15 protein-coding genes and 5 pseudogenes are annotated in these 19390 nt (G+C 54.6%); 9 read left to right on the forward strand and 11 right to left on the reverse strand.

What is annotated here, in order from left to right; genetic code table 11:
* Nucleotides 1–36: 36 nt before the first annotated feature.
* The 5 genes from B4967_RS21525 to B4967_RS08865 all read left to right on the forward strand — a co-directional run bounded on the left by B4967_RS21525 (nucleotide 37) and on the right by B4967_RS08865 (nucleotide 4464).
* On the forward strand, nucleotides 37–168 hold the full coding sequence (locus tag B4967_RS21525) for a hypothetical protein (protein WP_279384675.1): 132 nt from the start codon (nucleotides 37–39) through the stop codon (nucleotides 166–168).
* 179 nt (nucleotides 169–347) lie between these two features.
* Entirely contained in the window at nucleotides 348–1277 is a 930-nt protein-coding gene (locus tag B4967_RS08855; RefSeq protein ID WP_243470433.1) for a GIY-YIG nuclease family protein, read from the forward strand.
* A 299-nt stretch (nucleotides 1278–1576) separates the two neighbouring features.
* Nucleotides 1577–1879, forward strand: a complete 303-nt coding sequence (locus tag B4967_RS19155; protein ID WP_243470434.1) for a hypothetical protein — start codon at nucleotides 1577–1579, stop codon at nucleotides 1877–1879.
* 58 nt (nucleotides 1880–1937) lie between these two features.
* Entirely contained in the window at nucleotides 1938–2720 is a 783-nt protein-coding gene (locus B4967_RS08860; RefSeq protein WP_243470435.1) for an SIR2 family protein, read from the forward strand.
* Nucleotide 2721: 1 nt separating this feature from the next.
* Nucleotides 2722–4464, forward strand: coding sequence for an ATP-binding protein (locus B4967_RS08865; RefSeq protein ID WP_083024781.1), 1743 nt, complete (start codon nucleotides 2722–2724; stop codon nucleotides 4462–4464).
* A gap of 197 nt (nucleotides 4465–4661) precedes the next feature.
* Here B4967_RS08865 and nadS read toward each other — a convergent pair whose 3' ends face one another.
* The gene (gene nadS, locus B4967_RS08870; RefSeq protein ID WP_083024782.1) at nucleotides 4662–4946 is read right to left on the reverse strand and encodes a NadS family protein; all 285 of its coding nucleotides are present in this window, start codon (nucleotides 4944–4946) and stop codon (nucleotides 4662–4664) included.
* Between the two features lie 488 nt (nucleotides 4947–5434).
* On the opposite strand from nadS, the gene B4967_RS08875 reads away from it, so the two are divergent.
* A complete protein-coding gene (locus tag B4967_RS08875; RefSeq protein ID WP_083024784.1) occupies nucleotides 5435–7579 on the forward strand; it encodes a TonB-dependent siderophore receptor in 2145 nt (714 codons plus the stop codon).
* A 77-nt stretch (nucleotides 7580–7656) separates the two neighbouring features.
* On the opposite strand, the gene B4967_RS08880 is transcribed toward B4967_RS08875, so the two are convergent.
* Genes B4967_RS08880 through B4967_RS08885 form a run of 3 tightly spaced genes read right to left on the reverse strand, consistent with a single transcriptional unit; the run spans nucleotide 7657 to nucleotide 9370 of the window.
* Entirely contained in the window at nucleotides 7657–8283 is a 627-nt protein-coding gene (locus B4967_RS08880) for a sucrase ferredoxin (RefSeq protein ID WP_243470436.1), read from the reverse strand.
* Between the two features lie 23 nt (nucleotides 8284–8306).
* Nucleotides 8307–8552 carry a hypothetical protein gene (locus B4967_RS19160; RefSeq protein ID WP_243470437.1) on the reverse strand — a complete coding sequence of 82 codons (246 nt, stop codon included), beginning with the start codon at nucleotides 8550–8552 and terminating at the stop codon, nucleotides 8307–8309.
* Nucleotides 8549–9370, reverse strand: coding sequence for an ABC transporter ATP-binding protein (locus B4967_RS08885; protein WP_083024785.1), 822 nt, complete (start codon nucleotides 9368–9370; stop codon nucleotides 8549–8551). Before B4967_RS08885 ends, B4967_RS19160 begins: the two co-directional genes overlap by 4 nt.
* A 400-nt stretch (nucleotides 9371–9770) precedes the next feature.
* On the opposite strand from B4967_RS08885, the gene B4967_RS08890 reads away from it, so the two are divergent.
* On the forward strand, nucleotides 9771–11777 hold the full coding sequence (locus B4967_RS08890; RefSeq protein WP_139794455.1) for a TonB-dependent receptor: 2007 nt from the start codon (nucleotides 9771–9773) through the stop codon (nucleotides 11775–11777).
* 3 nt (nucleotides 11778–11780) lie between these two features.
* Here B4967_RS08890 and B4967_RS08895 read toward each other — a convergent pair whose 3' ends face one another.
* From B4967_RS08895 to sstT, 7 genes and pseudogenes are all read right to left on the reverse strand, one after another.
* Nucleotides 11781–12812: a FecCD family ABC transporter permease gene (locus B4967_RS08895; protein ID WP_083024787.1), complete on the reverse strand. Its 1032-nt coding sequence runs from the start codon at nucleotides 12810–12812 to the stop codon at nucleotides 11781–11783.
* Nucleotides 12809–13814 (reverse strand): annotated as a pseudogene (locus B4967_RS08900) (FecCD family ABC transporter permease). Before B4967_RS08900 ends, B4967_RS08895 begins: the two are co-directional and overlap by 4 nt.
* Nucleotides 13808–14641 (reverse strand): annotated as a pseudogene (locus B4967_RS08905) (ABC transporter substrate-binding protein); the annotation flags it as partial. The pseudogenes B4967_RS08900 and B4967_RS08905, both read right to left, overlap by 7 nt.
* A 224-nt stretch (nucleotides 14642–14865) precedes the next feature.
* Nucleotides 14866–15201, reverse strand: a complete 336-nt coding sequence (locus B4967_RS08910; protein ID WP_083024789.1) for an AzlD domain-containing protein — start codon at nucleotides 15199–15201, stop codon at nucleotides 14866–14868.
* Nucleotides 15198–15938 carry an AzlC family ABC transporter permease gene (locus B4967_RS08915; RefSeq protein WP_083024790.1) on the reverse strand — a complete coding sequence of 247 codons (741 nt, stop codon included), beginning with the start codon at nucleotides 15936–15938 and terminating at the stop codon, nucleotides 15198–15200. Before B4967_RS08915 ends, B4967_RS08910 begins: the two co-directional genes overlap by 4 nt.
* Nucleotides 15935–16466: pseudogene (locus tag B4967_RS08920) on the reverse strand (helix-turn-helix domain-containing protein). The gene B4967_RS08915 and the pseudogene B4967_RS08920 overlap by 4 nt, the downstream one beginning before the upstream one ends.
* An 81-nt stretch (nucleotides 16467–16547) precedes the next feature.
* Nucleotides 16548–17764: pseudogene (gene sstT / locus B4967_RS08925) on the reverse strand (serine/threonine transporter SstT).
* A 239-nt stretch (nucleotides 17765–18003) separates the two neighbouring features.
* Between sstT and B4967_RS08930 the strand changes: the two are divergent.
* On the forward strand, nucleotides 18004–18333 hold the full coding sequence (locus tag B4967_RS08930; RefSeq protein ID WP_083024792.1) for a hypothetical protein: 330 nt from the start codon (nucleotides 18004–18006) through the stop codon (nucleotides 18331–18333).
* A gap of 593 nt (nucleotides 18334–18926) precedes the next feature.
* Nucleotides 18927–19268 (forward strand): annotated as a pseudogene (locus B4967_RS20260) (SLC13 family permease); the annotation flags it as partial.
* Nucleotides 19269–19390: the final 122 nt, after the last annotated feature.

The raw sequence follows: 19390 nt of genomic DNA on the forward strand, positions 1-19390 counted from the left end.
ACCAACCTGGCAACAGATGAAGCCAAAGAGCTTGCTATGAGAGCGGTCAAATTTAAGAAAGAGCGAGGGCGTTTGCCTTCTATTAGCTCTCAAGATGCCTGGGAAAAACGCATGGCCGAAGGTGCTTCTGCATTCGTGCGCTTTAAAGATGAGGGGCGTTATGACTGATCTGGACGACTTGCGCACCGAGCTAGATGAGTTAGCTCAAACCCGAGAAGAAGAAAGGCCTTTCGGCACGTGAAGAGCGCATCATCGCTGGTTTTGAAGAGATTCAGCGCTTTGTTGGCCAGCATGGCCGGGCCCCGCAGCACGGTGAAGGTAACGATATTTTTGAACGGCTCTATGCCGTGCGTATTGATCGCATTCGTTCGCTTGAGGAGTGTCGATTCTTAGTGGAGTCCCTTGATTACCAAGGCTTGCTGGATGGCGACAGTATCAGCGACGTGGACGTAACAGAGGCGATGGACGATGACGCCTTGCTTACTGAGCTTTCAGGGATTTCTGGGGCGTCTGAGCTTACCGAGCTAAAGCATGTTCGCTCTAGTGTGGAGAAGCGTGTCGCTGAAGAGGTAGCCAACAGAGAGAAGTGCGCAGATTTTGCTACCTTCCAGCCTCTGGTTGAGAAAGTAGAAAGCGAGCTGAAAAGTGGGCTAAGAACCACGCGACGATTCGGTAAGAACGCTACCATCGAGGTAGGGCAGTGGTTCATCGTGGATGGGCAAACGGCCTATGTCGCCGAGGAGGGTGAAGAGTTTGATTCACCCCAGGGCAAGAAAGATGCTCGCCTGCGGGTTATTTTCTCCAACGGCACGAAAAGCAATCGGCAACGCCTTTCATTGGTAAGAGCGCTTTACAAAGATGAAGCCAGCCGCCGTATTACTGAGCCAGATGCCGGCCCTCTGTTTGCTGAACAAGAGCCCAATGAAAGCCGCTTCAGTGAAACCTGGGAAGAGGACGACATAGAAAGCGGCACCATCTACGTGCTGCGCAGCCAGTCAGAACATCCGTTTGTGGCGGAACACCGGGAGCTGATCCACAAAATCGGCGTGACAGGTGGCAAGGTCGAAGCACGCATAGCCAACGCCGCCCACGATGCCACCTACCTACTGGCTAATGTTGAGGTTGTCGCCACCTACAAGCTGGCCGGTATTAACCGCCGCAAACTGGAAGTGCTTTTCCATCGCATTTTTGCCCCCGCACAGCTAGAGCTGACTATTCAGGATCGCTTCGGCACCCGGTTAAGCCACGCGAGTGGTTCTTGGTGCCATTGCATGTGATTGATGAGGCGGTACAGCGGATTCGAGATGGGTCGATTATGGGTGTGGTTTACGAGACAGAAACTGCACAACTGGTGAGCTAGTCTCACACTAGTTGAACGCAACCCAATGTAGATCGGATAGAGTTAGCCCATAGCATAAATGCCTTTTAGCTATGACTGCGTAATAGAGATATGAGTTGCCCGTATCATTACCGATGAAGCTGCTGTAATGTTGGCTAAAAGTAATTAGGGCAGTCAGTAGGTTCTAGTGATGGTCCGATTGAATAAAAATTCGAATTTGACCTCTAGGGAGCGAGAATGACGTTCGACGTTAGTTTTTCAGATGAAAAAATATTCAGAGAAGCAATTAATAAGCTTGAAGAATTGCTTTTGCATTCGAAAGCGGTTCTGCTCGGTGCAGGTGCTAGCCACTGTGCAGGTTTGCCGCTTACTAATGAGTTGACAGATAAAACTCTTGAGAGTCAAAAACTATCGGCTGACTCAAAAGAAATATTAAACACCATTCAAGCCTCCTTTAATGGCTCATCTCCAGCTTCACATATAGAGGACTATTTAAGTGAGTTGGTCGATTGGCTGTCAATAACTTCGCGACGAGGTTAATCCTAATGTAGAGGAAAATAATGTTTTAATTGGTGGTAAAGAATACAGTAATGAAAAGTTGCTTATTGCAATTGAAGAAATAAAAAAAGCTATTTTTGAAGTTATCTTTATCGAAATTGAATCTGAAACTCATGAGCGTTTTGTCCATGCACTTCATCGTCCTATAAGGCCAGGAAAAAATACCTTTTCTGGAACAATTGACTACTTGGTAATGAATTACGACACTTTGATTGAAGATGCATTAGCGCTGTCAAATTTGTGTTATGCAGATGGTTTAGAGGGAGGCGTATCGGGGTGGTGGAATTCTGTGTCATTTGAGAAGAAAAGCTTGGATGCTCGCGTAATTAAGTTACATGGCTCAATAAATTGGGCAGAGCATCCGGTGACAGCTACACCTTTACGAGTTGCACCACACCTTAAACGTAGCAAAGAGCAGGGATCTAAAATCATGATTTGGCCTGCTTCGACTAAATATCGCGAGACTCAGCTCGATCCTTATGCGGACTTGATGCAAAGAGCACGGAATGTGCTAAATCCTCAAAATGGCAGTCAAAGAGTTTTACTAGTTACTGGCGATAGTTTTGGTGATGCGCACATCAATTTAGAAATTGAACGTGGCTTAAAAGCATCCAAGGGTAATTTAACAGTGGTTGTATTCACTAGCGAAGAAGAACCAACTGGGATACTACGTAGCTGGTACGATGATGCGACTATTAATGAGCAAGTGCTTATTTTTGCCGACAAAGGTTTTTTTCATGCTGATCAGAAAGCTAATTTTGAAAATAGCATTGAGTGGTGGAAGTTTGAGAACTTAACTCAGATCCTTGAAGGGGGTGTTTGATATGGATATTAAATATCTTCAACCAATTGAGAATCTGGCTGTTGGAAAAATCATCGAGGTAGACGGTTCTCGCATTATTGCAGAGCTAGATCCAGGTATTTCGGAGCTGTCCAGGGTGTTTGCTGGTGAAAATTATCCCATCGGCCAGTTTGGATCAATTATAAAGGTACACTTTGGTCGTCGTTCGATCTATGGGCTCGTCAGTCGCTTACGCATGAAATCTGACTACCAGCTTGAAAATGGGCTGCATGTTTCTTCATCTGATGAACGTATTATAGAAGCTGATTTGTTTGGCGAAGGAGAATGGCGAAGAGTAGGTAACCATGATTTCTCCCTTGAGTTTGAGCGGGGTGTTGCAAACTATCCATTACCCCAGCAACCTATTTATCTTACTCCTAAATCAGAACTTCGTTTTATTTATGGCGATGCGAAGGGGGCGGTAATTAAGATTGGTGAACATGTTGGCTCTAAAGGTTCCCCTATTTATGCACAACTAAATGAACTGCTGGGCAAGCATACGGCAATTCTAGGCTCAACGGGTTCAGGGAAGTCAGGTACAGTTGCAGCTGTTATCCATAGTATCCTTGAACGGGGTGAAATTGCTGAACATAAATATTGGCACCCCCAAATCATCATACTCGATCCGCATAATGAATATGGTAAAGCTTTTCCACATCATCAGCGCCTATCAACAGATGAAGGCTCATTAAAGCTGCCATACTGGTTACAAGATCTAGAAGAATCATTAAGTTTGTTTGTTGGAAAAACTGAATATGCAGCAACCTCTCAGTCCAATATCTTAAAGAATGCTCTTATTGCTGTACGTGAGCAGGCGGCAGAAAAATTAGACCTCGATATAAACCAGCTTACTGTCGACTCTCCAGTGCCTTATATACTCGGTAGTACAGACGGGTTAGATCATTTTGGTAAGAGGGATGGAGAGCTTTACTCTGAAGGCTTGGATGGAGCAATTAATCGACAACGTCCTGCTGGTTCTAACAAAAAAGATCATGAAGACTATAGCAAGGTTATTCGAAAGATCGATTCACTGCTGAAGGACGGGCGACTTAAATTTATGATGGACAGTTGGGATGGTGTGCAAGATCCATTGCCAGCAATCGTTAATCAATTTTTAAATCAAAATACAACAGTTCAAATTGTCGACCTCTCTGGTGTACCTAATGAAGTTGCTGGCGTCGCTAGTGCTGCAATAGCAAGAATCGTGTTCCAGCTTAAAGTTTGGCAAACAGAAGATGAACGTCAGAATAGTCCAGTGTTGTTAGTTTGCGAAGAAGCTCACCGATATGTACCTAACCGTGGTGAAGCACAGTACGAAGCTGCGCAATCTGCAATTCGTCGGATAGCAAAAGAAGGGCGAAAATATGGGGTTGGTTTATTGTTAGTATCGCAAAGGCCGAGCGAAGTTGAAGCAACAGTATTGTCGCAATGTAATTCTTGGATAGTTTTAAGAATAACTAATGATTCAGATAGAGAGCATGTCCGAAGTATATTGCCTGATTCAATGTCTGGCTTGACTAAAATGCTTTCAGGGCTAAGGCGGCAAGAAGCTATTTTTGTAGGACAAGCAGCGATGCTGCCCACAAGAGTAATGATTCGTAGCTTATCAGAAGAGCAATTGCCTCGATCTAATGATATCGATTTTGATAAAGGTTGGCAGCAAAGTGGAATGAGTTTAGACAAAATTGATGTTGTCGTAAAGAAATGGCGTTATCAATCAAAGTGATAGGGAGTTAGATGATTAGCTTCGATTTTATAACCGAAGCGTATTTTTGATTTAAAAATAGCAAAGAGATTATATTGCTTATATAGGGTTTCCATTTTAAAGTGGCGCATTGCTCATGCCATATTTAATGCAAAATACGACAGAAGAATGTCCAACTACGCCTGTATATAGAGAGTTATTCTTAGAGTTCGATAAGTTTAGTGTGAAGCAAGCTCATTGTAAAAAGCGGGGTTATCTTGAATAGTGGCCAGTACTTTGGCTGCCAGCCCGGTAGGATTACGACGCTTGGCTTCCCAGCTTTTGATCGTATCCACGCTGGTTCCCATTGCGCTGGCAAATTCCGCCTGAGAGACATGCAGCTTGGCGCGTATGGCTTTTACATCGGCCACTTCATGGCGTGTGATGCGGCTGGGCTGTGATTTGCCTTGGTTGATCTTAATAGCTTCCTTCAGTGATGCTTGCAGTTCGTCAAAAATGCTCATTCGGAACACTCCTTTTTTACTCATTGTCGGTTGCTATGACTTGTACCTGACGGCAAATATGGTCGCCGCCTGGTTGTCATCTGGCTGCTAACAGGGTGTTTACCGTGTAAGTAGTGTACATAATGGAAAATACTAACCCTATGATATTGCTTGGTTTCCACGTTGCAGGCGCGATCCCAAAGTTTGTTTGGTTGCACTCATAATCCCTTGTTCGTAGGTTCAAGTCCTACTGGGCCCACCAATTCTAAGTCTCTCCCCCTAGATTGCCTTCTTCTTAAGCCCCTGACCAACGTCAGCAAACGGCTCCTTTGCCATATTCGCAGTTTCTCAAAACCTCATTTGTCTCTATTGGTTCTTCCACCGATCCTACTTCGAACACCCCGTTCCTCCCCAACCTCTTGCCCCACCAGAGTGATTGTGGTTGTGAATAAAAATCCGTATCATTCGTCTTACTATAACGACCTCCTCATACCCGATGAGACTCACTCATGCTCCGTAAAACCATGCCGTTTTCCGTCGCGCCGTTGCCTGCTGCCGTTCGCCGTTCACTGGTGGTGTCGCTCGGTGGAATGCTGTTCGCTCCGCCGATGGCCGCACTGGCTCAAGAAGACACCATCAATACCGGTACCACGGTGGTCACCGCGACCGCGTTGAAGGTAGATACCCCCGAGGTAGAAACGCCTCGCGCGATCTCTACCGTGAGCGCAGAAGAGCTGGAAACCCGTGGCGTTAATAAGTACGACGAAACGTTCCAGTATCGTTCTGGCGTTGTTTCCCAGCCCTATGGCGATGACAACAACACGGATTGGTTCTTCTTACGTGGCTTCAGCGCGGAAAGTGCGACCTACCAAGATGGCCTGCGTTTATTCCGCACCGGCGGCTACTTCTGGTGGATGAATGAGACGTTTGGCGTTGAGCGGGTGGATTTACTGAAAGGCCCGGCCTCTATTTTGTACGGTGAAGCGCCGCCCGGCGGGGTTCTTAACGCCATCAGCAAGCGCCCGACCAGCGAACCACAGGGCACGTTGGAAATTGAGGCGGGCAACCCGCAGCATCGCCAGGTGGGCATTGATGTCTTTGGCCCGGTGGCCGAGCGTGACGATATGCGTTACCGCATGGTCGGGCTTTATCGCGATGGGGAAGGGGAACTTAACGGTAGCGAGAAGGAGCGCTACTACTTTGCGCCTAGCCTGGAAATGGATGTCAGCGACGATACCACAGTCACTTTCCTAGCCAGCGTGCAGAAAGATGAGGGTGTGCCCACTACCGGTTTCTTCCCGGCACTGGGTACGCTGAACGACTCTCCGTTCGGCCAAATCGACCCCGAGACCAACCTGGGTCAGCCGGATTACGACCGTTTAGATCAGCGCCAAGTGGGCATTGGTTACGAGCTTGAGCACCAGATCAACGATACGTGGGAGTTCCAACAGAACGCTCGCTATACGCATTTAGATCTTGAGCTGCGTAATGTTTATCCCAACTCGTTTGTTACCCCGCCGCGCAGTATTTCCCGTGGCGTGATTGATCGCGACGGCGAGTACGATGCGTTCAACATCGATAACCGCTTGATTGCACGCACCTACACCGACAACACGGAAAACACATTGCTGGTGGGCGCGGGCTATCAAGAGTTGAACCTGAACTACACCAACCGCGATAGCTTCCGTACCCTGGGCGATGGCTCTACGTTCTTCGCCAACGTCGATACCGTAGACCTCTACAACCCGGATTACGCCGCTTTTACCGCGCCGGATACCGGCGACCCCACCCAGCATGATGTGGACCGCCGTCAGTTTGGTATTTACGTGCAGGACCAGCTGCGCGTCGCGGATAAATGGGTCTTCCTCGCGGGTGCACGCTACGACAGCGTGGATAGCAGCGACGACTTCAGCGATGTCACCGGTAGCAGCAGCCAGGGCTACGATGACGAGCAGCTATCACTCACCGCTGGCGCCATGTACCTGGGCGATAACGGCATTTCACCTTACCTTAGCTACAGCGAGTCGTTTACACCTGTCGCGGGTATCGGGCCGGATGGTGCTAGCTATGAGCCGCTGGAAGGTAGCCAGCTAGAAGCCGGTGTGAAAATTGCCCCGTTTGATGTGGATGGCTATGTGACCGTTGCCGTGTTTGACGTAGAAGAAGACAACACGCTGATTTCCACTAGCGCGCCGGTGCAGGAGCAAGCTGGCGAGCGTCGCTCCCAGGGTGTGGAGATTGAAGGTGTGGGCTACCTCACCGATGATCTACAGCTCACCGCGGCGTATACCTACACCGATGCGCGCTACGATGTTAGCGATGCCCAGCAGGATGAGCGTGTACCGCTGGTGCCTTTCCATATGGCCTCAGCGTGGCTGGATTACGATATGAGCAGCAGCTTGCCTGGGCTTTCCGTTGGGGCGGGCGTGCGTTATATCGGTGAAACGTCTCCGAGCCCTGGCGGCGGCATTAACCGCGATGTGCCTTCCACCACGCTTTACGATGCCATGGCCAGCTACGATATTAACGACAGCTGGGCCGCGCAGGTGAACGTGAACAATATCACCGATGAAGAGTACGTGAGCGGCTGCGATTTCTACTGCTATTACGGTGCTTCTCGCAGCGTGATCGGCAGCGTGAAGTACCGCTGGTAAGTGATCAGTAAGCGTCAACCCACAACGCCCGGCTTTAAGCCGGGCGTTGTTGTTCGTCGTTGTTGTTCGTCTATGTACTACCCATTCACCATCGCGTGCCATACGGTGCTTTCGGTGGGGCCTTGCGCTAGGTCAGCACAGGTATCCACACGCCACAGAGTGGTGGCTTGGCAGTGCACGGTCAGTTCCCCCTGCTGCTGGTCGAGCCGCCACTGAAAGCGTATCTCTCGCGCTTGGTCGTCGCCGTGATCGCTGATCAGAGCCAACGTGGGTTGTCTTGCCTCCGTGCTGAGCTGCGTCAACGCAGCGATTTCAGCACTCTGCTGTGCGGGAGTGAGCTGTGAGCTGCCGCGGTATCCGGGCAAAAAGCGCTGTTGGCGGGCTTCGGCCTGTAAGAAGGACAGCGCTTGTTCTGGCGTAATACGCCCATATTTGCGCACGTTTGGCAGCACGATCACGCTGGCGGCGAGTCGGCAGCCGCCGAGGTGGCTGCTCTCCCACACTTCGAACGGCAGCGGGTGCTCAGCTACCGTGCTGGCTAGCGCTTTGAACGTTTTATAACCGTACTTCGCGCAGCACTTATCTTTGGTGCCGTGGGTACAGCAAAGAACCAAATCATTGCGCATCGCTGGCTGCTCCCACTGGCTAAGGCGGGTGCCACTTTGAAAGGCGCCGAAGAACGCCTCTAACTCCCATCGTGCCACGCGAAAGCGGCGCCTCTCCGGCATCAGAAAAAGCTGATGCTGGTACTTTTCCATGCCCGGCTGGGGATCAGGTTGATGCGCAGGCCATCGTCAGCCAGCGTATCTAGCGTTTGCTTTAATGAATCGCTCATATCGCTGGCGTGGTGTAGTTTGCGCTGCCACTTCGCGCGCGGCCAGCTAAGCAGTAAGTTGCGCTCGGCATGAGCGGCGCTACCGGCCAGCGGGTCGTGCTGTTCACGGCTTAAATCCGCGCAGAAGGTGTGGTTCATAGGGCTGCCTGTAACGTCGCCGAGGTGAAGGGCACGCACACTGGGCTGCCGCTAGCGGGGTCGCGCAGAATGTGAGCATCCAAGTCGAAGACGCGCTTTAGGTTGGCCGCGGTGAACACATCGCTTGGCGTGCCGCTGATGACGATTTGCCCGTCGCGCATCATGACTAGGTGGTCGGCGTAAGCGGCGGCGAGATTCAAGTCGTGCAGTACCAGCAGCAGCGTGCGGCCATGGTCGTGGGCCAGCCGAGATAGCAGCGCCAACAGCTCTACCTGCACCTTCAAGTCTAAAAAGGTGGTGGGTTCATCCAGCAAAATCAAATCGGTCTGCTGGGCGAGCACCATCGCGATCCAGCAGCGCTGGCGCTGGCCGCCAGAGAGCGCTTCCACATCTCGGTCGGCAAACTCGGTCACGTGCATATAGGCCATGGCTTCGGCGATGGCGTTGGCATCCTGCTGTGGATCTTTTTTCCAAAACCCTTGGTGGGGGAAGCGCCCCATCCCCACCAGCTGTTTTACGCTCAACCCCTGGGCGGCGATGGGGCCTTGCGGCAAAATGCCTAGCCGCTGGGCGACCTCCCGGGTGTTGCTGCGATGAATGTCCTTGCCATCGAGATAGACATGCCCGCCGCTGGGCGTCAGCGTGCGCGCCAGCGTTTTCAGCAGGGTCGATTTGCCGCTGCCATTGGGCCCTAGCAGCACGGTGAGTTGGCCTTCCGCTACAGCCATATCTACCCCTTGCAGGATGCGCTTGGTGTCGTAGCCAGCGTGCAGGCCGTCAGCGGTGAGTCGTGATGCAGGGTGGGAATAGGCGGGCATAAGGTAGGCTCAGGCAAGCTCAGTCACAGAATTAGGGCAGTCAGCACCCTAAGGCAAAATATTCTCATTTTCAATGTTGTTCTTGTGGCTGCCTGTTCTGTGTCATTGCGGACGTTCGAACGGTGCGTCCGCAACGGTAGACCTGCCTGTTTCTTTGTGCATAATATAATCATTATCATTTAGATCCGCGTTAGCATTTCAGCGGCCGCTAAAGTGATAATTCACCAAGGGTTCATTCGTACGACGTTACACACAACGCAAGGGAGCAGACATGCAAACGATGAAACACGCCGCTTTCTGGCCAACGATCACCTTGGCAGGATTAGTGGCAGCCACTCAGGCCAATGCCCAGCAAGAGGCAACTGAGATGGGGCAGTCGCTCAGCGAGTAATCGCCTACGATGGTCGTGACGGCGACGCGTAGCCGTAGTGAAGAGGGGAAAACGCCGCAGCGAGTGACGGTGATTACCCGTGAGCAGATCGAACAGCAGCTCGCCATCACCGACGACCCTGGCCAGGTCTTGAGCAACTTGATTCCCTCCTTTTCACCTAGCCGTCAGAAGCTGTCCAACGCCGGAGAGACGCTGCGCGGGCGCGATGCGCTGTTCCTGATCGATGGCGTGCCTCAGTCCAATCCGCTGCGCGATAGCTCTCGTGACAGTTACACCATCGACCTCTCCATGGTCGAGCGGATTGAAGTGATTCACGGGGCCAGCGCCGAGCATGGTTTGGGAGCCACCGGCGGTTTGATCAACTTCGTCACCCGTCGGGCCGAAGGGGGCGGTATTAGCCAAAGCGCGGGCATTAGCGTCACCATTGACGACGACCTGCACTCGGAAGGCTTGGGCAACAAGCTCAACTATCGCATTAGCGGCCAGCAGGGCGACTGGGATTTTGTAGCCGCGGCTACTCGCCAAGAGCGGGGCGTGTTTTACGATGGCGGCGACCGTCGCGTGGGCATTGCCTACCCCGGCGAGCTGCAAAACTCGGAAAGTTACGACCTGTTCGGCAAGTTAGGCTACTGGATCGACGACAATCAGAATATCGAGCTGTCGCTCAATCATTTTGATTTGGAAGAGGGCGACGACTACGTGCCCGTGGTGGGCGACCGCGATGCGGGCATCCCGACCAGCGCCGAGCGGGGCACACCCGACGGCGCGCCAGGCTTTAATGAAGTCACCACCGCCCGCTTGGCGTACTCCCACGCGGATTGGTACGGCAACGCGGTCGATGCCCAGGTGTATCGCCAGCGCTTCCGAGCGCGCTTTGCCACCACGCCGTTCTTCCCTTACCTGGATGGCAACGGCAATACCCAGTTCGACCAAACCCGTAACGAATCGGATAAACAGGGCGCCAAGTTCACCCTAAACCGCCAGGGCATGCTGGATGACCGGCTCGGCGTGACGGTGGGGTTAGACATCCTCGAGGATGAAACCCGCCAAATGCTGGTAGAGACCGGGCGTACCTACGTGCCGGAAAGCCGCTACAGCAACATTGCGCCGTTCTTGCAGGGTCAGTTCAAGATCGCCGACCCGCTCACGCTGCATGCCGGCGTTCGCCATGAGCACGCCGATCTTGAGGTGGATGCCTATGAGACGATTGACCGTAGCAACGTCACTCAAGACAACGTCGCGGTAGGGGGCGGCAATCCCAGTTTCGATGAAACGCTCTACAACGTGGGGTTGACGTACCAGGCCACGGAGTGGGCACAGCTGTATGCCAGCTACTCGGAAGGTTTTGGCATGCCGGACGTTGGTCGCGTGCTGCGGGGCATCAGCGAACCGGGCCAGGATGTGGATACGCTGCTTCAATTACAGCCCATCGTCACCGATAACCAGGAAATTGGCGCGCGTTTCGACTGGGAGCGTTACGGCCTGGAAGTCAGCTACTACGAATCGAACTCTGACTTTGGCCAGCGCTTGGCCGAACAGAACGGTACGTGGGTGGGCAGCCGGGAGAAAACCGAAATCCAAGGGGTGGAAGTGACCGGCAACATGCAGATCAATGACTACCATGACCTGTCGCTCTCCTACGCCCATACCCAAGGCAAGTCAGACCAAGACGGCGATGGCAGCGTGGACACCAAGCTTACCGGGATCAATATTGCGCCCGATACGCTCAAGCTGGGCTGGAGCGCCGTATGGAATGACCGTCTCTCGACCCGCCTACAGGGCCGCTATTACTTCGACCGCAGCGTCGATAACCCGGCGCTCGACTTCGATGGCTACGGTTTGGTGGATGCCTCGCTGGCCTATCAGCTCCCTACGGGGCAGCTATCGCTGGGTATCGAGAACCTGACCGACGAAGACTACCTCACCTATTACTCTCAAGCCGCTCGCATCAGCGATGAGTACTACTTCACCGGTCGTGGGCGCACGTTCACGGTGGGGTATCAGCTGGATTTTTAAGGCTTAACGCTGGCGCGCCCGATACAAGAGATAAACAAAAAAGGGCGCGCCAATGCCCGCAACGAAAATACCGGCAGGCAGGTCGTTAGGCAAAAAGGCGACGCGGCCAAGCAGGTCGGCATAAAGCACGATTAATGCACCTACCAGTGCGGATGCAGGCAGTAGCCGCGCTAAATGTCGGCCCACCCATCGCGCCGCTAGGTGCGGTGCCATGAGGCCCACAAAGCTGAGCCCTCCCGCCACGGCCACCGCAGCACCGGCCAGCACCACGCTACAGGCAAGCAGCACGATTCGGCTGCGCAGTAACGGCACGCCTAACCCTTGGGCTACGCTGTCGCCAAGCGCCATCGTATCGGCGTGGCGCGTTAGCAGAAAACTCACCGGCGTCGCTAACAGTAGCCACGGCAGCAGGCTGGCCACATCGACCCATTGGGCGGCGTATAAGCTGCCGGTCAGCCAGGTATAGGCGGTCATGGCGGCGGAGTCGTCACTCATCACGATCAGTAGCGTAGTGCCCGCGCCCATGGCGGCGGCTAGGCCAATGCCCACTAGCACCAAGCGCGCAGGGCTAATACCACGCTGCCATGCCAAGCTGACCACAAGCAGAGCGGCGAATAAGGCTCCGAGCATGGCCGCCACCGGTAGCCAGCCGATGCTAACGTGCGAACTGAGCAACGCGATAAAGAGAACAGCGGCTAGCGCCGCGCCGCTGGTAATGCCAATAACATCCGGCGAGGCAAGCGGGTTACGCACGATGCTTTGCAGAATGGCGCCTGCCATTGCCAGCGCCGCCCCTACCAGGATCGCCAGCACAATACGCGGTAGCCTAAGCTGCCAAATAATGAACGTCAGCTCGCTATCCGCTGGGTTAATAAGGGAATGCCCGACTTGCAGTGGTGGAGTAGGAAAACTTCCCAAGCAAAGCGACAGAGCCGCGCTTAGCACAAGCCCCACACTCAATAGCAGCAGCGTGAGACGAAAACGTGTGCCAAGCGCGTTGCTGGCGTCAGAAGGAGAGAGCGCTGCGAGTGTCATTGGCGAGCCATGTTGCGTCGTGCGAGGTAAATAAAGAAAGGCGTACCAATGAGCGCTGTCATGACGCCGACCGGCACTTCCTGTGGAGGAATTAAAAACCGCGATGCCGTATCGGCCAGCAGAAGCAAGCAAGCGCCCAAAACGGAACAGCCAGGAAGCATCAAGCGATGGTCAATGCCAAAAAGACGGCGGGCCATGTGGGGCACAATTAGCCCGACAAACCCAATCATGCCCGCCAGGGCCACTGAGCTGCCTGCCAATACAATCACAACCAGGCCCAGAAGCAGTTTGATGCTGCCCGCGCGCATGCCTAGGCTTGTCACCATGTCATCACCTAATAACAGCGCATTGGCGTGACGTATCAAGAGGGCGCTAAGCACTATGGCACCACCAAACAGCGGTAGCAGCGGCAATACTAGGTCAAGGTCGCGTCCCGCTACAGAACCCGCTAGCCAATAAAGCACGCTTTCAAAGCTCTGCTGGTCGACCACCAGGAGCCCCTGGCTGAAGGAGACAAACATCGCGGTCACCGCGACCCCTGCCAGCACCACCCGCAGCGGCGAGTTCTCGCCATAGCGCCCGCGACTTAGCAACGCCACTAAACTTGCTGCCACTAGCGCGCCGAGTAGGGCGGCACCCACATAATGGGCAGGCGTATGCAGCGGCAGTAGCGCCAACCGCTACCACGACGAAAAACAGCGCCCCGGCGTTAATGCCTAAAATACCCGGCGAGGCGAGCGGGTTGCGAGTCATGGCCCGCATCAGTGCGCCCGCTACGGCCAAGCTAGCACCCACGAGCGCCGGCACCACGGCGCGTGGCAGGCGCTCGGTATATAGAATGATATGCGCCACATTAGCGGGATCGTAAGCGGTTAGCATACGCCACAGTGCCGACCACTCTAGCGGGGTGGTGCCGAGCATGACGCTGCCGATAAACGCCAGTAGCGTCATGGCAGCGCCTGCTAGCAACCCTAACCACTTAGCAGAGCTGCTGTTCAGCATGAGGGCCGCTCCTGAATGCATACAGCGCAGTGTGGCTGCTTGCCAGCGGTGGCCGGGGTGAGCTGATCGTAGCGGTAAAGGTCATCCAGCATGGCGTTGGCCGCCAAAATACCGCCGCCCATCATCCAACTAACGGGGTCTGCCTCAAATACTTGGCCGCGCTGCACAGCCGTTAGCTGTTGCCACAAAGGGTGAGAAGCCCAGTGTTGGTAGTTGGCCGCAATGGCTGGGTCATCTGGCTCCAGCAGCACAAAGATGACATCAGCCTCAAGCACCGGAATGTTCTCCGTGCTGGCAAGCTTCACCCCCCAGTCTTGAGAGGCCAGCGTCTCGGGTTGTTCAAAGCCCAGCTCATCTAGAATCGAACCGGCAAACCCGCTGGTATAGATCCGCACATGATCGCTTTTAAAGCGCACGACGGCGACTTTTTGCGGCCATTGGCCCCCTAGCTGATCAGCGATCTGCTGGCGAAAGTCCGCCACGCGGGTTTCCCAGCGCTGCAGCAGCGCTTGGGCTTGCTGTTCGCGCTCGCTGGCCTCGGCCACCAGCGCTAACGTCGTCTTGAAATCATAGACGGTGTTGGCGTAAACGCTGGTCGCCATGGCGCTTAACAGCGGGGCGACGCGTTCGTGCCGAAAGTGACTGGCGATAATGGCATCCGGGTTCAGCCAAGCCACTTTCTCAAGGTTCGGCTGGGTTTCCAGCCCCACGTGCTCAACATTGGTAAGCGCATCGCGTAAATAGCGGTAGGTGGGCTTTTCCAGCCAAGCGTCAACCAGGCCAACGGGGGTAATTCCGAGAGCTACGGCACTGTCCGTGGCTCCTTGGTAGAGCGTTACTAGGCGTGGTTGGTCACATTGAGTAGGTAAATCAGCAGTGGTGCCTACTTAATTGGCGATAGCAAAGAAAGGCAGCAGGGTGGAGCAAAAAATAAGCAACACCCGCCACCCTGTGCGGCTGCCATAAGCGTCTGCTGTCTGCATACGTGCCCTTCGGTGTCACGAAGAAAGGCGAAATCATGGCATGTTGTAAAAGCTAATCCAAACCATTATCAAACAAGGGCTGCCACTACCTCCACCGCCCCAAATACTCCCACCCCGGCGGCCACCGGCCAGCCCAGTGAGCGCAGGCGACGCCACACCAACAGGGTAACGCTCAGGCCAATCGCGGTGGCCAACCAAGAGACAGGGCTGGGGTTGGCGGGCACAATCGAGACGCCCAACAGGGCGGCAATCATCATGGGGCCCAGAATCACCAGCCATTGGGGCATGGCGTTCATCCCCGTGGCGCTGCCCAACCGCCGCTGCATCCATAAAAAGGGCACCACTCGCATCAGCAGCGTGCCGAGTGCGCAGATAATGACGGCGATCCACATGGCGCTGCTCATGGGCGGCTCCTCCGTGGTTGAAAGGTGACCGTGTAGAAGCACAGCGCGCCGCAGGCAGCTGCAAGGGGAATCGCCACGTTGCTCCACCCGGCCAGGTTCAACCCCAGCGCGGCAAAAATGGTACATAGCATGGCGGCAGCCCATCGCTTGTCGGTAAAGCGCGGTGCCACCATGGTAAGAAATAGGGCTGGAAGTGCGAAGGCCATGATCTCCCCCAGCAGCGGCCAGCGGTCGGTGACCGCCTCGCCGCCGGACGCGCCGACGATGGTACCGATGATCCACACCGACCACGCCAGCAGCGAGGCGCCTACAAACCAGCTAAACCGTTTTACTTCCGGTAGCTGGGGGAGCCGTGTGAGCGCCAAAGCAAAGACTTGATCGGTCAGGCCGTGCATCAGCCAAGGCCAGTGGCGGCTTCGGGGCAGCAGCGCGGCCAAATTGGGGCCGTACACCACGTGGCGCACGTTGATGAGTAGCGTCATGGCCACCACCAGCCATAGCGGCGCACCAGCGGCAATCATGCCCACGAACAGAAACTGCGAGGCACCCGCGTAGATCAGCGCTGAAATGGCGGCCGCTTCCCAAGTGGTAAAACCGGCCTGGGTCGCGACCAAACCAAACGAGAGCGCGACCGGAATATAGTCGCCTAACAACGGAATTGCTTCACGCACGCCCTGTAAGGCAGAGCGCAGCGGTGAGGGGTTGGCGTGCACCGTGTGATCGGCTGGCTGGCTCATGGTGGGGTCCCTTCTTGGCCGTAGGTGACGGTGAGTAGCAGGGTGGCTTCATCGGTGTGCGTACGGTACAGGTGCGGCTGGTCGGCCTGAAAGGTGATGCTTTCGCCAGGGGTGAGCGTGGTGGTCGCACCCTCTGGGTCCTACTTCTAACCATCCGCTAATGAGCGTCAGCGTTTCCCGCGTGCCCAGGGTATGGGCCTCGGCGTGGCGCAGCGTATTGGGCGCGCAGCGCATCCAGTAGGCATCCACCTGTGGCACGCCCTTACCCTGGTCGATCAACTGTACCTGCACGCCATCCTCACCGAGCGGTACGCTGATCGGTGCCACCAGGGTGCCAAACGGAACGTTGAGTTGGACGGCCAGCCGCCAAATGGTGTCTAGCGTGGGGTTACCGTTGCCCTGTTCTAAGCGGCATAGGTTGGATTTCGCGATGCCTGCCGCGCTGGCAAGCTGTGAAAGTGAGAAACCCTGGGTTTTACGAAGCGCTTGGAGGTGTAGGCCTAGCGTAACAAGAGAGTGCTCATCCATGGTGATTGCCCGTTGTTCCTTTTATAGAACGTTCTATATAAGGAACAGCGGGCTGTCAATCGACAAGCAGTAAAGAAGTGGTTAGGTGAGCTTGCGCGCTCGGCAGGCGGCGGCGGTAAACAGCACGTCGGTGGAGGAGTTAGCGCCGTTTCGGTGGAGTCTTGCACTACGCTAATCACAAAGCCAATGGCGACGGCCTGCATGGCCACTTCGGTCGGAATGCCGAACAGGCTGGCGGCCATGGGAATCAGCATCAACGAACCGCCCGCCACGCCAGACAGACCGAAGGCAGCCAGAGCCGATACGATGCAGAGCGGCAGCGCAGTGTGGAAATCCACGCTAATTCCCAGGGTGTGCGTAGTCGCCAGCGTAATCACGGTAATGGTGATCGCCGCGCCGCACATATTGATGGTGGCGCCCAGCGGAATGGAGATTGAGTAGGTGTCGGCATCCAGGTCTAAGCGGCGGCACAGCTCCAGGTTCACCGGGATATTGGCTGCCGAGCTGCGGGTGAAAAATGCCGTAATAGCGCTGCCCCGTAGGCAGGCAAACACCAGCGGATAAGGGTTTTTGCGGGTGGCTAAATAGACCAGCAGCGGGTTACTCACCAGCGCCACAAATAGCATACAGCCAACGATCACCCCCAATAGCTGGGCGTAGCTAAGCAGTGCCTGCACGCCAGACTCCGCCAGCGTACCGGCCACCAAGCCGAAAATACCCAGCGGGGCTAAGCGAATCACCAGCGTGACAATACGCGTAATGGCGGCGGATAAGTCGCTAAGCGCTTGGCGGGTAGTGTCGCTGGCTTGGCGCAGCGTTAACCCCAGGCCAATCGCCCAGGCCAGAATCGCGATGAAATTGGCGTCCATCAGAGCCGTCACAGGGGTCGCCACCGCGTTGAGCAGTAAGTCACGCAGCACGGTAAAAATATCGCTCGGCGGGTTGCCGTCGACTTGGCCTGCATCCAGCGCCAGCTCCGTAGGGAACGCAAAGCTGGCCGCCACGGCAATTAACGCGGCAATCAGCGTACCCGTGACATATAGCACCAATACCGAGCGGATATGGGTGGGTTGGCCTGCTTGGTGGGCGGCAATGGCCGCCGCCACCAGTACGAAGACTAAAATCGGCGCAACCGCTTGCAGCGCAGCAATAAACAGCTGGCCAAGTAGCGCAACATCTCTGGCAATCCCAGGGGTGAATAGAGCTAGCAGCACCCCAGCGGCAATACCAATCACAATTTGAGGGATAAGGCCCAGCCGTAAAATTGGCCGAAATACGGCATTGACGGTGGCAAACATTGCGCGACTCTCAGGTAGTAGAAGAGGGAAGCGGTGTGGCGGTCAGCCACAACGCGCCTGAAAGGGGCAGCATTCTAACAGTTGCAGGCACGCCTTGGGCGGATGTGTAAAAAAACGTGACCTGCTATCTCTGTCATAAGCGCCAGATTATACTTCGCTTGCTTCCATCACTAATCGCAGCACGGCGCTTGCGCCTCAAACCCTCGCTTTTCCTCTAAAAAAGAAAAAGGAATGCTTCCATGCGCATTAAGGTGTTTCTGGCTGCACTGCTGATGCTGTGCAGCTCGTCGCTGGTCATGGCGGCCGACTACTACGTCGATATCACCAACCGTACTGGCTACACCATTTACTATATGTACGTGAGCACGGCGGATTCGAAAAGTTTGGAGGAGGACGCGCTGGGCAGCGACGGGTTGATGAATGGGGATACCCAGCGCGTGACGCTAACGGGGTATAAAAGTCCCTTATTCGATATTCGCTTGGTCGACGAGGACGATGACAGCTATACCTTCTGGAACGTCGATGTTTCTACCCAAGATATCGTGGTGACGCTGGATAATCTGGACTAATAACGGGCAAGCGGCTTGCAACCCATTGGGAAGCAAGTGTTTTGCTATCAGCATGTTCTGCGTGCTTATTGCGCTACAGATTAAGCACTGGAATCACTGAAAACAAAGCCAAGCAAACTCATCTACGAAGACTAATCGACAATAATTATTTCGACTAAAGTGGTTAGACTTTGGTTGTAATTGCCGCCAATTTACTGGACTAATGGCCTATTGCAGTGAATAAAGGGCACCCTAAAAGCCAGCGGCGCTGGCAAAAAATGCCATAGGGACAGCTAAGTCCTGAACCCTTTCGTTCACCCTGACTGCGAGCGGTACTTCCATAATGCGCAGAACTGCCACGATGACGCTGTGGGATCAGCTTTGGCACTCCCACGACCAAGTTAAAAATCTCCTGATGTGTGCGTTGCCGACCTCAAGTGCTGGAGGCTCCTCATCCCGAAGTGACTCCCATAAGACCCAGGGCAGCGGCGGCCATTCGCCCCGTCCGGCCCGTGTATAGTACGGCACAGAAAATCGGCTTGGTGCTGGGCCCTTTGCTGTTTGCTTTGGTCGTGATGTTTTTCCACCCCGCCGGCTTGAGCTTCGAAGGGCGCATGGTGCTGGCAACTACTTTATGGGTGGCGGTGTGGTGGATTACCGAGGCCATTCCTATCCCGGTGACGTCACTGCTGCCCATTATTCTGCTGCCGATTACCGGAGTGCTGGAGAGCAGTGCCGTAACGGCGGCGTACGGTAACCCGATTATTTTCCGGTTCCTGGGCGGCTTTATGATCGCCTTGGCAATGGAGAAGTGGGATCTGCACAAGCGCATCGCGCTGTCGATTATCTCCTTGCTAGGCACCAGCATTAACAGCATCGTGTTTGGCTTTATGGCGGCCACGGGCTTCTTGTCCATGTGGGTATCCAATACCGCTGCCGTCATGATGATGCTGCCCATTGGTACCGCCATTGTCTACCAGGTGACCCAGGAGCTGAACAAAACCGAAGGAGATCACAGCGACGAGATTGATAAGTTCAGTAAGTCGCTGATTTTTTGGCGTGGGCTACGGGGGCACCA

The sequence above is a fragment of the Vreelandella lionensis genome (genome assembly GCF_002087295.1).
In the GTDB taxonomy this organism is placed as follows: Bacteria; Pseudomonadota; Gammaproteobacteria; order Pseudomonadales; family Halomonadaceae; genus Vreelandella; species Vreelandella lionensis.